The following is a 12,783-nucleotide window of genomic DNA, read 5'->3' on the forward strand; positions in this document are numbered from 1 at the left end:
GCGGAACGGAAAAGGGACGCCTCACGGGCGTCCCTTTTTTATTGGCGCAGGGCCGGATTAGAAATTGTATCCGACGCTGATCGTGAAGCAGTTGTTGCGCAGCGTGCCCTCGCCGTCGCTCTCCTTGACCAGATTCAGACAGCCGATGTCGTAACCCAGCCCGAAGTAGATGCGGTTCCAGACGACGCCTGCGCCCAGACGCACCCCCAGGTCGGAACGTTTCAGCCCGCCTTCGTCGCCGAAGATGTCAGCCTTCTCGCCGCCTGCTTTCATCTTGCCGCCGATGCCGAACCCGTAGTAAAGACCTGCGAACGGCTGGATCGTAACGATGTCCTTGATGTTGAAGTGATAGTTTACCAGCACGGGGATTTGCAGGTAGGAGGGACGGAAGCTCACGCCGTCGACCTTGCCGCCGCGGCTCGAGAAGGCGAGCCCGGTTTCGAGGTAGAAGGGCAGTTTGTTGCAGAGCAGGATCTGATCAGTCACGGCAACATGGAACGAGGCCCGCGAGTCGGTGCTGATGGACGCACCTCCGGCCGAAATCGAGTAGCTCGACAGGTTGAGGCCGGCGCGGACGCCGAGGATGTTTTTTTCGTAATTTTGCGCCGAGACCGCGCTCGCCAGCAGAACTGCCGTCAGAAGAAGGAGTGTTTTTTTCATACGTTTATAAAAAAGTGAGGTTAATTTTAGCCGTTTCTTGTCCAAAACGGTACGCTAAAGATAAAAAAAGTTTTTTGAATATACGTCCGAACCGAGCGGGTTTTCAACGAAATGTGCTATTTGTGAAACGAATCCGGCGGAATACATCGCCGAAACGAAACGAGACGGGACGCAACCCCGAAGGGTGCGTCCCGCTGTGTGGTGGCAACTTGCCGGTCAGAAATTGTAACCGATGCTTACCGTGAGGCTGTTGTTGCGGATTTCGGCGCTTTCGGGCCGGAGCGTGTAGTAGAAGAAATCCCCGCCCCGGAACTGGTCCCGGCAGCCGATGTCGTAGTTTATTCCCAGGTAGATGCGCCTTACGACGAATCCGACGCCTGCACGCACGCCGAAATCCATCCGGGAGAGAATCCCCCGGTCGCCGAACAAATCCTCGCTCCCGTATTGGGTTTTCATCATGCCCCGCACGCCCACGCCGCCGTAAACGCCTGCGAAGGGCTGGATCGTGACGAGGCCCCCGATGAGGAAATGGTAGTTGACGAGCAGGGGGACCTGGAGGTAGAACGGCCGCATGGTCATGGTCTCGATCTGGTCGTATATCGGGGCTGCGGCCCGGCTGCCGAGGCTCGAAAAACCGACGCCCGTTTCGATGTAGAGCGGCAGGCTGCGGTGGAGCAGGACCTGGTCCGTTACGGCGAAGTTGAATCCCGCGCGCGAACCGGTGCTGATCTGCATGTCTTCGGCCGAGATGTCGTATTTCGACACGTTGACGCCGGCGCGGATACCCAGGATATTTTTTTCGTATTTCTGCGCCCGGACGGCTCCTGCCAGCAGGACGGCGATTAGGATCAGTGCGTATTTTTTCATGGAGGCAAAAGGTTATTCTTCGGGGGTATAGCTTCTCAGGGCCAGTTTTTTGACCCAGACGACGAATCCGCCCGTCAGGATCAGGTTCAATACGAGCGTCAGTACCGAGATGATCAGCGCCGGGCCTCCGAGGTTGTAGCCCAGAGCGATGAAGATTACGCCTGCACCCACTTCGCCGCGGGTGAACATGCCGATCGAGAGAGCGAGCCGCTCGCTCAGTTTTCGGTCGCGGTAGAAGAAGACCGGGACCAGTTTACCCAGGTTGGAGAGTATCGAGACGGCTGCGACGTGCAGGATCAGCACGCCCCACGGCATCATCGGCTGCGATGCGGTGACCGACTCGGCTGCCTGAGCGGCGTGGGCTGCCGAGTCGCCCGTTACGAGGGGCATGCTCAGCCCTACCAGCAGCATGAACAGGAATGAAATGCCCGTTGCCGTACGGCGTTCGGTCGGGGTGTCTATGCCCTTGTGTTTCATTAGCATGCCGATCACGAACGCCGGGAGCAGGACTTCGATATGGATGCTGTTTTCGGGACCGTACCAGCGGGCGGTGACGATGTAGAGCAGTTGCGTCAGGCCGCAGACCACTACCGAAAGCCCCAGGATACGTTTCCAGTCCTGCCGGACGTTCCACGTTGCCTGCCACCGCCAGCCCACGACGAGTAACACGACGACCACGCCTACGATGGCGAACATCTGCCACTTGAGGCCGATCATCAGGATTTGCAGCGGAATCATCAGCAGGATGGTATCCAGGTCGTCGAAGATTGCCAGCACCTGTATTTTGCGGTAAATCCAGCTTTTTTTAAGGCTCAGCGCCGCGAGCATCGTAAAGAGGATACCTGCCGAAGTAGGGGCGGCAAAGCGGCTCAGCAGCAGGTTCTCCTTCCAGGCCTCGGAGTCGGTCCAGAGATCGGAGGGCAGCAGCACGAAAATGTAGTAGAGGACGATCAGCAGCCACGGCAGCGCGGCTGTAGCCATGGCGATGAAGTAATCGGCGGTGTAGGAGCGCCAGCGCGATTTGTCGATCTCGAACTCCCGTCCGACGTTGATCATGATGAATCCCAGGCAGACGTAGAGCAGGGTGTCGGTCGTTGCCTTGAAGCCCGGAAACGCCGTGCCGAGGGCGCCGGGAAGCAATTGCGAGGCAACGAGGCCCAGCATCAGAAAGAGCGAGAACGAAAGGACTTTTCGCATTGATAGAATGTCGTTTACAGATTATGCGCCAGTGCCGCGGCACAAAGATAGCACATTTCTTGCAGAATCAGAAAAACACGTGCCGGAGCCGTGAAAAAAATAACAATAAACAATCCGCAATTCACAATTATTTTGTACCTTTGCGGAGCCGTTTAGGAAGTTAGTATTCAAACACCATAAAATTCAAACTATTACAACTATGCAGATTGTAGAGATTCACGCAAGGGAGATCCTCGACTCGCGAGGCAATCCGACCATCGAGGTCGAAGTTCGTACCGTATCGGGCGCATTTGGTCGCGCTGCCGTTCCGAGCGGCGCATCGACGGGCGAGAACGAGGCTCTGGAGCTTCGTGACGGCGACAAGAACCGTTACCTGGGCAAAGGCGTACTGAACGCTGTGAAGAACGTCAACGAGGTGATCGCCCCGGCCATCATCGGTATGAACGTTGCTGACCAGGTAGGTATCGACAAGGCCATGATCGCCCTCGACGGAACCGCTACCAAGTCGAAGCTCGGCGCCAACGCCATCCTCGGCGTATCGCTGGCCGTTGCACGCGCCGCTGCCGACTATTTCGGCATGCCGCTCTATCGCTATATCGGTGGTTCGAACGCTAAGACGCTGCCCGTTCCGATGATGAACATCATCAACGGCGGTTCGCACTCGGACGCTCCCATCGCATTCCAGGAGTTCATGATCCGTCCCGTAGGCGCCGCTTCGTTCAAGGAGGGTATCCGCATGGGCGCTGAGGTGTTCCACAACCTGAAAAAAGTACTCCACAACCGTAACCTCTCGACGGCCGTAGGCGACGAGGGTGGTTTCGCTCCCGCGCTCAACGGCACGGAGGACGCCATCGAGTCGATCATCGAGGCTATCAAGATGGCAGGTTACAAGCCCGGCCGCAAGTGCGAGGGCGGCGATGTGTCGATCGGTATGGACTGCGCTTCGTCGGAGTTCTTCAAGGACGGCGTTTACGACTACACGAAGTTCGAGGGCGCCAAGGGAGCCAAGCGTACGTCGAAGGAGCAGGTCGAGTTCCTGAAGGGACTCGTTGCCAAATACCCCATCGACTCGATCGAGGACGGTATGTCGGAGAACGACTGGGAAGGCTGGCAGATGCTGACCGCCGAACTGGGCGACAAGTGCCAGCTCGTAGGTGACGACCTGTTCGTTACGAACGTGGACTTCCTGAAGAAGGGTATCGAAATGGGCTGCGCCAACTCGATCCTGATCAAGGTAAACCAGATCGGTACGCTGACCGAGACGCTCGATGCTATCGAGATGGCTCACCGTGCAGGTTATACGTCGGTAACGTCGCACCGTTCGGGCGAGACCGAGGATTCGACCATTGCCGATATCGCCGTGGCTACGAACTCGGGCCAGATCAAGACTGGTTCGGCTTCGCGTTCGGACCGTATGGCCAAGTACAACCAGCTGCTCCGCATCGAGGAGGAGCTCGGCGACGAGGCTATCTATGGCTACACGAAAATCTACCGCAAGTAATTTGCAGCAGGACAAGAGAAAACCGGATGCCGCAAGGCGTCCGGTTTTTTGTCTGATATAGCCCCGGGAACCGACGGTTCCCGGGGCTATTGCGTTGTCCGTCCGGTTACTTTTCAGCCATGCGGTAGGACAGCGCTCCCGAAGGGCATTTTTCGATTTGTGCAATGAGCTGGGCCGTCGTCGCGTTTTCCGGCTTTACCCAGGGCCTCTCTTTGGGGTTGTAAACCTTGGGCAGCATCTTTACGCAGACGCCTGCGTGGACGCAGAGTTTCGGCTGCCAGATTATCACGATCTCACCGTTTGTGTACTCTTTGCGATTGTCTTCTGGTTTCATGGCAATGGACACGTTTGTATTGATTGGTAAAAAGGTTTGTCGGATAGTTATTTACAAATATAGAAAATTATATCAATAGCTGTTCTTGTAACTTTGTCTTTTCAGTTCTAAACGGTTTTATCCTCCTTCGGTAATACCTTTGTGAATTCTCATTAAGGAGTTATAACCAAAAGAGATGTTATTTGACTGTTTTTATGCAAAACCATGAATCCAAATAGCTACATATATCAATGTGATGAAAAGCAGTATCCATAAGGTAATTCGTAGAAGACGTAAAGTAGAATGATTTGTTTTGTCAAAAAGTTCATGCAACAAAATGGTCATAAAATATATAGCCCAAACGATTATGACAACATAACCAAAAAAAATTAGACCTTCAAATGCACCACCTCCGCTTCCATTATAAATAATGCGATATAATAGTAAGATGAATGCTATTGTATAAATTACATTTATACCGATTAGCGATGTTTGTGTAATTATTTTGATAAATTTGTTAGCCATACTTAATCTTTTTTATATATGTAATAATCACAAATATTATGATAAAGATATAGCCTGATGAGCATATAATGCGTTTTACAAATCATCCACATATAATATTATTGATTTGTCTAATTTTTCAATAAGATGTTTTCTATGACAAAAAAAGTTGTTGTCCTACTTCACTATCTGCATTAGAATACATGAATAAGATAGTAGCTTCATTCACATCTAAGGCTTCACCACAAAAGCAGCAAACCACATCAAGTTTATTATCAATTAGTGCCATCCATAATTTTTTCCTAATCTAGTAAGTGATTTTTGTGATATGCTCTTAAATGTTGTAATAATGCCTCGACTTCCTTCAATTACTACATCGAACCTCCCAGCCATATTTCATGTAAATATACGATTGCTCCATCCGTTTGGATTAATCGTTTCTCTGCCAATACATCCGCTCCACCTCAACTGAGCCGGCATTTCGGGTCATACATCCGGGCCCCGTAATCCGTATAGGGAACATTTACAAATGACTGCTCTTCTTTGTCGTTGTAACGATAGCGGTTGCCGGATATCTGCGAATCGGGATTGTCCCAACGAAGGCCGAAGGTGTAGTAATCGTTGTATTCGTCAACTTCGCCATTGGTATCGACCACGGCGCGGCCGCTGCCCAGATGATCGGTCAGGAAATAATGCGGCTCCATGCCGTTGTCTGTCGTCGCGAACCGGCCGCTGCTGAATGCGGCGCTCTCCAGCGAAAGGTTGCTGTCCTGTTTGCGATATACCAAAGAACCTAAATAATCCGTTGCCTTCAGCATCCGTCGCCGAGAGTTTCGTACCATCCGAAAGATAGGCATAGTTTGCCAATGTTGTTCCTTCGCGCAAAACTTTTTCGGTCAGATTCAGATAATTATAGGTCAGGTCGAGGTTGTTCGGACCGTCGTGGGTCATGCTGCCATTGCGGTCGTACGCAAGCCCCCGTTCGACAAACTGGTTGGCAGCCGCACCATTAACATATTGCTTTGTGTCGGTTAGGCGCGAAAGGTCGTCGTAGGTAGAGGAATAAGTATTCGTATTGGCGTCAGAACCGTTTCACAGTTCATACCCATGTACCACGATTAAGCACTTTAGTGACCTGCTTTCGTGTGATAGCCTTTGCTATGATCTGAAAGGAATAATCCCGCATATCGTTGATATACAGGATTATTTGCGCTGTTTTGCGGCTGTTTGCCAACAAAAAAGGTCTTCGAAAGAAGACCATTTTGGGTGGAAGATGGGGCTCGAACCCACGACCTTCGGAACCACAATCCGACGCTCTAACCGACTGAGCTACATCCACCATTTCGATACATGGTTATCGTATCGGGATGCAAATGTAATACACTTTTTCGGTCCGTGCAAAAAAAACGACTGAAAAATCGTCCGGAAATGCCGGAAATGACAAAATGGCAGTCCGCACTGCTCGTTTGTCACGCCAAATCTGCCAAAAAACGGTTGGCACACCTATTGTTGGAAAAATGGTTGCAAAAGCTAAAGAGCTAATAAAACTATTATACAGTAAAACAAAACTAAAAAAACACAAAGCTATGAATGTAAAACCATTATCGGATCGCGTGCTGGTTCTCCCGAACCCCGCGGAAGAAAAGACGGCCGGTGGATTGATTATTCCCGACACGGCAAAGGAAAAACCCCTGGCAGGTAAAGTCGTTGCGGTAGGCCCCGGTACGTCGGAGGTCAAAATGGAGGTCAAGGCGGGCGACCAGGTGCTCTACGGCAAGTATGCCGGCCAGGAAATCCAGGTCGACGGCGTGGATTACCTCATTATGAAGCAGAACGATATTTTGGCAATCATCTAATTCGATAAATAGTCATGGCAAAGGATATTAAATACAACGTAGAAGCGCGCGAACTGCTCAAGGAGGGTGTCGACGCGCTGTCGAACGCCGTTAAGGTAACGCTTGGCCCCAAAGGCCGCAATGTGATCATCGACAAGAAGTTCGGTGCTCCCCAGATCACCAAGGACGGTGTGACCGTAGCCAAGGAAGTGGAGCTGGAAGACGCTTTCGCCAACATGGGCGCCCAGATGGTTCGTGAGGTCGCTTCGAAGACCAACGACGATGCGGGCGACGGAACGACGACCGCAACGGTGCTGGCCCAGTCGATTATCAGCGTCGGCCTGAAGAACGTGACGGCCGGAGCCAATCCGATGGACCTGAAGCGCGGTATCGACAAGGCCGTTACGACGGTCGTGGAGTCGCTCAAGAAGCAGAGCCAGGAGGTAGGTTCGGATTTCGCCAAGATCGAGCAGGTGGCCACCATTTCGGCCAACAACGACGAGACGATCGGCAAGCTGATCGCCGAGGCGATGGCTAAGGTCAACAACGAGGGTGTTATCACCGTTGAGGAGGCCAAGGGTACGGAGACTCATGTCGAAGTGGTCGAGGGTATGCAGTTCGACCGCGGTTATATTTCGGCTTACTTCATCACCGACACCGAGAAGATGGAGGCGCAGCTCGAAAAGCCCTATATCCTGATCACGGATAAGAAGGTTTCGACGATGAAGGAGCTGATGGGCGTTCTGGAGCCGGTGGCCCAGAGCGGCCGTGCGCTGCTGATCATCGCCGAGGATGTCGACGGCGAGGCCCTTTCGGCGCTGGTTGTCAACAAACTCCGCGGAACGCTGAAAATCGCGGCCTGCAAGGCTCCGGGCTTCGGCGACCGCCGCAAGGAGATGCTCGAAGATATCGCCGTGCTGACGGGCGGAACCGTGATCTCGGCCGACAAGGGCATGAAGATCGAGGATACGACGCTGGACATGCTGGGCTCGGCCGACAAGGTTACGCTCAACAAGGAGAACACCACCATCGTCGACGGAGCCGGCAAGAAGGAGGAGATCTCGGCTCGTGTAGCCCAGATCCGCGCCGGTATCGACAAGGCTACGTCGGACTATGACAAGGAGAAGTTGCAGGAGCGTCTGGCCAAGCTGGCCGGCGGTGTTGCCGTGCTCTACGTCGGAGCCGCTACCGAGGTCGAGATGAAAGAGAAGAAGGACCGCGTCGACGATGCGCTGGCTGCAACCCGCGCAGCAGTCGAAGAGGGTATCGTTCCGGGCGGCGGTGTGGCTTACATCCGCGCGACGGTGGCTCTCGAAGGCCTGAAGGGTCAGAACGAGGACCAGACGACGGGTATCCAGATCGTGAAACGCGCCATCGAAGAGCCGCTTCGCCAGATCGTCGAGAACGCCGGCGGCGAGGGTTCGGTCGTTGTCAACAAGGTGAAGGAGGGCAAGGATGCCTTCGGTTACAATGCCCGCGACGACAAGTACGAGGACCTTTTGAAGGCCGGTATCATCGACCCGACGAAGGTGTCGCGCGTAGCGCTTGAGAATGCCGCTTCGATCGCTTCGATGTTCCTTACCACCGAGTGCGTGCTGGCTGAGAAGAAGTCGGACGCTCCTGCCATGCCGGCGATGCCCGGAGGCGGTATGGGCGGCATGATGTAGCCGACCGATCAATCGTAAATTCGGATGTCCTCATGGGAGGGCATCCGAATTTTTTTTGCCGTTTTTTGTTACCTTTGCGGCGGAAAACAGACATTATGAAAAAAGGTATTCTCTATGCTGTGCTGGCTTCGGTGCTGTGGGCGATTGTCAATCCGTTCATCAAGCAGGGGCTGAGTTACGACTTCTCGCCGATGAATTTCGCAGGCCTGCGCTTTACGATCGTCGGAATCATTCTTTTTGCCTACACCTGGCATCGCGGGATGTGGCGCGAGATCGTGCAGCACCGCAGGCTCTTCGGCAACCTGATCCTGATCAATATGTTCATGGGCTATACGGCCTTTTATTTCGGTGTCGATTTCGTCAGCGGGGCTATCAGTTCGATCGTCATGGGCCTCACGCCGCTGATCAACGTCCTGCTGGCCCACCTCGTGGCCAGCAACGATCGCCTGAATCGCTACAAGGCCGTGAGTCTTTTGGTCAGCCTTGCGGGGCTGCTGCTGATCGTCGGCACGGGCAGTGACGGAGAGCCGCTCGACTGGCGCGGCGTCGGGGGCATCGTCCTGCTGCTGGCCTGCATCCTGTTTCAGGGTTATTCCGCAATTTCGGTTTCGGAGGACAAAGGCAAGGTCGATCCGGTTTTCCTGAATGCCGTACAGATGTTTTTCGGCGGCCTGCTGATTTACGGTGTGGGTATTGCCGCGGAGGGCTTCCATCCTTTCTGGGACAAACCCGCCGGGTTCTACGGAAGCCTCGGCGTGCTGATTTTTATTTCGGTCTTCGCCTTCAGTTTCTGGTTCATGGCCCTGCGCACGGAAGGTACGAAGGTCAGCGATATCAATATGTGCCGCCTGATCAACCCCGTCCTGGGGGCGGTATTGAGTTGGATCATGCTGCCCGGCGAACATCCCCATTTCAGTACCGTGGCGGGCATGGCGATCATTGTCAGTTCGCTGGTCATCTATTTCAAGGGCGAGACGATCGTCCGGCGATGGCAATTGCGCCGGCATTGATGCAAAGCGGACCGCCCCTTTTTGGAACGGTCCGTTTTTTGTATACCGGAGGGTTATTTCCCTTTGCAGCAGGTGCAGTTCAGCGCTTTCCAGACGCCGGCCGACAGGGCCGCACCGACGAACGGTGCGACGATGAACAGCCACAGTTGGCTGAGGGCCGTGCCGCCGGCGAAAATCGCCGGACCGAAACTGCGGGCCGGATTCACGGAGGTTCCCGTGATCGGGATGCAGACGATGTGTACGAGCACCAGCGTCAGGCCGATGGCCAGTCCGGCGAAGTTGCCCGCGCCCTTCTCACTGTCGGTCGCACCGAGCACTACGAGTACGAAAATGAAGGTGAAGACCACCTCGGCGATCAGTGCCTGCCACATTTGGCCGTCGGCGAAACCGTTGGCGCCCGTTGCCGTGGTTGCGCCGTAGCTGCCTGTCGAGGTGAGCAGCCAGATGATTGCCGAACCGATCAGCGCGCCGACGAACTGTCCGGCCATGTAACCTGCGGCATCCTTGCCGCTCATGCGCTTCGAGAGCCATACGCCGAGCGTGATGGCCGGATTGATGTGGCAGCCCGAAATGCCGCCGATGCAGTAGGCCATCGCCACGACCGAGAGGCCGAATGCGAAAGCTACCGCCAGGATCTCGGCCGGTGCGTCGCAGCCTAAGAATACGGCACTTCCGCAGCCCATCAGGACGAGAACCATGGTTCCCACCATTTCTGCAAAATATTTCTTCATAATCACTTGAGTTTAGGGGACCGAAGTCCTGTTTTCAGAACAAATATAGCAAAAATGAAATAAAAGGGCCGCATCGTGCGGATAAAAGACACTGTGGCGCAGGGTTGTGTTGTTTTTCAGTGTTTATGGCATCCACTCCAGAATGCCGGTCACGGGGTTGGCTGCCCGCCATGCCTCGAATTCGGCGTAGGTGCGGACTCCGTCGCGGAGTACCGCCTGGTAGTATTCGATACCCATGATCTTCACCGTTCCCGGCGTGTCGTACTTGATTTGCAGGATGGCACGCCGCGTATCGTCGGTCAGTACGGCGGCGATGCGGTCGGCGACGCGTTCGAAATAACCGTCGTAAGCCGATCCCTTGGGCATGTGGATCATGTCGATTTGCCAGAGTTCATCGTCTTTGTCGGCATACCAGGCATGCCATTCGAGACACTGGTCCTGCGCATCGAGCAGGTTGCCGTATTCGATGCGGCGGATGCGGGGATTCTCCGCGAGCCGGGCCATCGCCGCAAAGCTGTCGGCTACCCGCAGGGGCGAGGAGTAGATGTGAAAGTCGATGTCGCGGTGCGTCATCAGCAGGCCCGTGCGGAGCGATCCGACGAGGTTGGGTTCGGCCCCGACCGAGCGCCAGATGGCCTCCAGGTCAGTGTCGCGGATGATATTGCGGGCGCGCTGCTGATTGGCGGCCGCAATTTCGAGGATGTCGTTCATGTTGCGTTTTTTTAGGGGTTATCGTAGCGGACGGAGCGATCGAGGCGTTCCGTCTTGTGGTAAAGCATCTTATGGCGATTATTTGCCCAGCAGGATGCGGGCCTGTGCCACGGCGGCGTCGGTGATCTCCGAACCGGAGAGCATCTTTGCGATCTCGGTCACGCGCTCCTCGTCGCCGAGGCGGGTGATGTCGGTGCGTCCGTCGCGCTTGTAGACTACGAAATGCGCTGCGCCCTTCGAGGCGACCTGCGGCAGGTGGGTGATGTCCACCACCTGCATCGAGGCCGCGAGCGACTCGATAATCTCGCCCATGGCGTCGGCGATACGGCCTGAAACGCCGGTGTCGATCTCGTCGAAAATGATCGTCGGCAGTTGCATCCGTTCGGCCAGCAGGGCTTTCAGGGCCAGCATCACGCGCGAAAGTTCACCGCCCGACGCGATTCGCTCGACAGGCTGCGGGCTCATCCGCGGATTGGCCGTGAAAAGGAACTGCACGCTGTCGCGGCCCGTGCGGCACAACTCTGCGAGCGGCGTCAGGGCGATGCGGAAGACGGTTTCGGCCATGCCCAGCTTGGTGAGGGTGGCGAGGATGTGTTTTTCGAATCCCGCTGCGGCCTTTTCGCGGGTCTTGTGCAGGCGGTCGGCCAGTGCCGCGGCCTTTTCAGCAGCCTCCGAGAGGGCCGCTTCCGCCTGGGCGATCTCTTCGTCGCTGTGGACGATGGCGGAGAGTTGCGCCACGCATCGGTCGCGCACGGCGATCAGTTCGGCTTCGTCCGCCGCACGGTGTTTCTGTTGCAGGGCGATCAGCATGTCGAGCCGCGCCGAAAGTTTCGCCAGCCGCTCGGGGTCGGCGTCCAGCCGTTCGCAGGCCGCGGCGGCCGAGCCGTTGATGTCCTTCAATTCTTCCAATACGGAGCGCAGCCGCGCGGCATACTCCCCGGCGGCGGGGTAGTGCCCGCGGATATGGTTGAGTTCGTTTTCCGAATTTTTGAGCTGTGCCAGCACCCCGGTCTCGTCGCCGTCGAAGGCGTTGCGCAGGGCGGTCAGCACTTCGCCGATGCGGTCGGCATTTTCGAGCACTGCCAACTCTTCCTCCAGTTCGGCCTGTTCGCCCGGGCGCAGGTTGGCGGCCGTGAACTCTTCGGTCTGGAAACGAAGCCACTCCTCGTCGCGGCGGCCGCTTGCGGCGGCTTCGCGCAGGGCTATGAGACGGCGGCGCAGTTCGGTCAGCCGGGCATACTGCGCGGTGTATTGTGCCAGCAGTTCCCCGTTCGCAGCTACGGTGTCGAGTGCCGAAGTCCGGAACTCCTCCGACGAGAGGATCAGGTTCTGGTGTTGCGAGTGGATGTCCAGCAGGCGCGTGCCCAGGTCGCGCAGTTGTGCCAACTGCACGGGTATGTCGTTGATGAATGCACGGCTCTTGCCCGCCGGGGTGATCATGCGCGTCAGCGTCGTCTCGGGGGCGTAGTCGAGGTCGTTTTCGTCGAAAAACGCTTCGAGGTTGCTTCCCGTGAGGTCGAAGATTCCTTCCACCGTGCAGTTCCGGGCCGCATCCTTCATTGCCGAACCGTCGTTTTTGGCTCCGAGCAGCAGGCCCAGGGCTCCGAGCAGGATGGATTTCCCGGCTCCCGTTTCACCTGTGATGATGTTCAGGTGCGGGTCCAGTTCCATTTCGAGCTTGTCGATAAGCGCGTAGTTTTCGACCGACAGACGGCGTAGCATGCGAAATCAGGAATTAGAAATTCAAAATTAAGAATTAAAAATGAGAAAACCGAGAATCGGGAGCG

Annotated in this window: 14 protein-coding genes and 1 tRNA gene; 4 read left to right on the forward strand and 11 right to left on the reverse strand. The window is 55.5% G+C overall.

Annotated features, from left to right (window positions below):
- Nucleotides 1-57: 57 nt before the first annotated feature.
- From I2E69_RS09385 to I2E69_RS09395, 3 genes are all read right to left on the reverse strand, one after another.
- Complete coding sequence (locus tag I2E69_RS09385; RefSeq protein WP_195460965.1) at nt 58-660, reverse strand: porin family protein; 603 nt, start codon at nt 658-660, stop codon at nt 58-60.
- 216 nt (nt 661-876) lie between these two features.
- On the reverse strand, nt 877-1,527 hold the full coding sequence (locus tag I2E69_RS09390; RefSeq protein WP_195460966.1) for an outer membrane beta-barrel protein: 651 nt from the start codon (nt 1,525-1,527) through the stop codon (nt 877-879).
- A gap of 12 nt (nt 1,528-1,539) precedes the next feature.
- Nucleotides 1,540-2,724 (reverse strand): sodium:proton antiporter, encoded by a 1,185-nt coding sequence (locus I2E69_RS09395; RefSeq protein WP_195460967.1) that lies wholly within the window; start codon nt 2,722-2,724, stop codon nt 1,540-1,542.
- 199 nt (nt 2,725-2,923) lie between these two features.
- Between I2E69_RS09395 and eno the strand changes: the two genes are divergently transcribed.
- Nucleotides 2,924-4,225 (forward strand): phosphopyruvate hydratase, encoded by a 1,302-nt coding sequence (gene eno, locus I2E69_RS09400; protein ID WP_195460968.1) that lies wholly within the window; start codon nt 2,924-2,926, stop codon nt 4,223-4,225.
- Between the two features lie 106 nt (nt 4,226-4,331).
- On the opposite strand, the gene I2E69_RS09405 is transcribed toward eno, so the two are convergent.
- From I2E69_RS09405 to I2E69_RS09420, 5 genes are all read right to left on the reverse strand, one after another.
- Complete coding sequence (locus I2E69_RS09405; protein ID WP_195460969.1) at nt 4,332-4,559, reverse strand: (4Fe-4S)-binding protein; 228 nt, start codon at nt 4,557-4,559, stop codon at nt 4,332-4,334.
- 192 nt (nt 4,560-4,751) lie between these two features.
- A complete protein-coding gene (locus I2E69_RS09410) occupies nt 4,752-5,063 on the reverse strand; it encodes a hypothetical protein (protein ID WP_195460970.1) in 312 nt (103 codons plus the stop codon).
- Nucleotides 5,064-5,196: 133 nt separating this feature from the next.
- Nucleotides 5,197-5,331 (reverse strand): hypothetical protein, encoded by a 135-nt coding sequence (locus I2E69_RS15360; RefSeq protein ID WP_262894108.1) that lies wholly within the window; start codon nt 5,329-5,331, stop codon nt 5,197-5,199.
- Between the two features lie 175 nt (nt 5,332-5,506).
- The gene (locus I2E69_RS09415; protein WP_195460971.1) at nt 5,507-5,830 is read right to left on the reverse strand and encodes a hypothetical protein; all 324 of its coding nucleotides are present in this window, start codon (nt 5,828-5,830) and stop codon (nt 5,507-5,509) included.
- Nucleotides 5,831-6,306: 476 nt separating this feature from the next.
- Nucleotides 6,307-6,382, reverse strand: a tRNA-His gene (locus tag I2E69_RS09420).
- 246 nt (nt 6,383-6,628) lie between these two features.
- On the opposite strand from I2E69_RS09420, the gene groES reads away from it, so the two are divergent.
- The 3 genes from groES to I2E69_RS09435 all read left to right on the forward strand — a co-directional run bounded on the left by groES (nt 6,629) and on the right by I2E69_RS09435 (nt 9,554).
- Nucleotides 6,629-6,898 carry a co-chaperone GroES gene (gene groES / locus I2E69_RS09425; RefSeq protein ID WP_195460972.1) on the forward strand — a complete coding sequence of 90 codons (270 nt, stop codon included), beginning with the start codon at nt 6,629-6,631 and terminating at the stop codon, nt 6,896-6,898.
- 14 nt (nt 6,899-6,912) lie between these two features.
- Entirely contained in the window at nt 6,913-8,544 is a 1,632-nt protein-coding gene (groL, locus tag I2E69_RS09430; protein ID WP_195460973.1) for a chaperonin GroEL, read from the forward strand.
- 95 nt (nt 8,545-8,639) lie between these two features.
- Nucleotides 8,640-9,554, forward strand: a complete 915-nt coding sequence (locus I2E69_RS09435; protein WP_195460974.1) for a DMT family transporter — start codon at nt 8,640-8,642, stop codon at nt 9,552-9,554.
- Between the two features lie 53 nt (nt 9,555-9,607).
- On the opposite strand, the gene I2E69_RS09440 is transcribed toward I2E69_RS09435, so the two are convergent.
- From I2E69_RS09440 to recN, 3 genes are all read right to left on the reverse strand, one after another.
- Nucleotides 9,608-10,285, reverse strand: a complete 678-nt coding sequence (locus I2E69_RS09440) for an MIP/aquaporin family protein (RefSeq protein ID WP_195460975.1) — start codon at nt 10,283-10,285, stop codon at nt 9,608-9,610.
- Between the two features lie 123 nt (nt 10,286-10,408).
- A complete protein-coding gene (locus I2E69_RS09445) occupies nt 10,409-10,996 on the reverse strand; it encodes a phosphoglycerate mutase family protein (protein ID WP_195460976.1) in 588 nt (195 codons plus the stop codon).
- Nucleotides 10,997-11,074: 78 nt separating this feature from the next.
- Complete coding sequence (gene recN, locus I2E69_RS09450) at nt 11,075-12,718, reverse strand: DNA repair protein RecN (RefSeq protein WP_195460977.1); 1,644 nt, start codon at nt 12,716-12,718, stop codon at nt 11,075-11,077.
- Between the last annotated feature and the right edge of the window lie 65 nt (nt 12,719-12,783).

The organism is Alistipes sp. D31t1_170403_E11 (assembly GCF_015553985.1).
Lineage (GTDB): Bacteria > Bacteroidota > Bacteroidia > Bacteroidales > Rikenellaceae > Alistipes > Alistipes montrealensis.

Excerpts from the sequence above, each read along its gene's own strand:
- I2E69_RS09410 (WP_195460970.1), bottom strand. The coding sequence starts at position 5,063 with ATGGCTAACAAATTTATCAAAATAATTACACAAACATCGCTAATCGGT.
- groES (WP_195460972.1), top strand. The coding sequence starts at position 6,629 with ATGAATGTAAAACCATTATCGGATCGCGTGCTGGTTCTCCCGAACCCC.
- recN (WP_195460977.1), bottom strand. The coding sequence starts at position 12,718 with ATGCTACGCCGTCTGTCGGTCGAAAACTACGCGCTTATCGACAAGCTC.
- I2E69_RS09385 (WP_195460965.1), bottom strand. The coding sequence starts at position 660 with ATGAAAAAAACACTCCTTCTTCTGACGGCAGTTCTGCTGGCGAGCGCG.
- I2E69_RS09440 (WP_195460975.1), bottom strand. The coding sequence starts at position 10,285 with ATGAAGAAATATTTTGCAGAAATGGTGGGAACCATGGTTCTCGTCCTG.
- I2E69_RS09435 (WP_195460974.1), top strand. The coding sequence starts at position 8,640 with ATGAAAAAAGGTATTCTCTATGCTGTGCTGGCTTCGGTGCTGTGGGCG.
- eno (WP_195460968.1), top strand. The coding sequence starts at position 2,924 with ATGCAGATTGTAGAGATTCACGCAAGGGAGATCCTCGACTCGCGAGGC.
- I2E69_RS09405 (WP_195460969.1), bottom strand. The coding sequence starts at position 4,559 with ATGAAACCAGAAGACAATCGCAAAGAGTACACAAACGGTGAGATCGTG.
- I2E69_RS09390 (WP_195460966.1), bottom strand. The coding sequence starts at position 1,527 with ATGAAAAAATACGCACTGATCCTAATCGCCGTCCTGCTGGCAGGAGCC.
- I2E69_RS09395 (WP_195460967.1), bottom strand. The coding sequence starts at position 2,724 with ATGCGAAAAGTCCTTTCGTTCTCGCTCTTTCTGATGCTGGGCCTCGTT.
- groL (WP_195460973.1), top strand. The coding sequence starts at position 6,913 with ATGGCAAAGGATATTAAATACAACGTAGAAGCGCGCGAACTGCTCAAG.
- I2E69_RS15360 (WP_262894108.1), bottom strand. The coding sequence starts at position 5,331 with ATGGCACTAATTGATAATAAACTTGATGTGGTTTGCTGCTTTTGTGGT.
- I2E69_RS09445 (WP_195460976.1), bottom strand. The coding sequence starts at position 10,996 with ATGAACGACATCCTCGAAATTGCGGCCGCCAATCAGCAGCGCGCCCGC.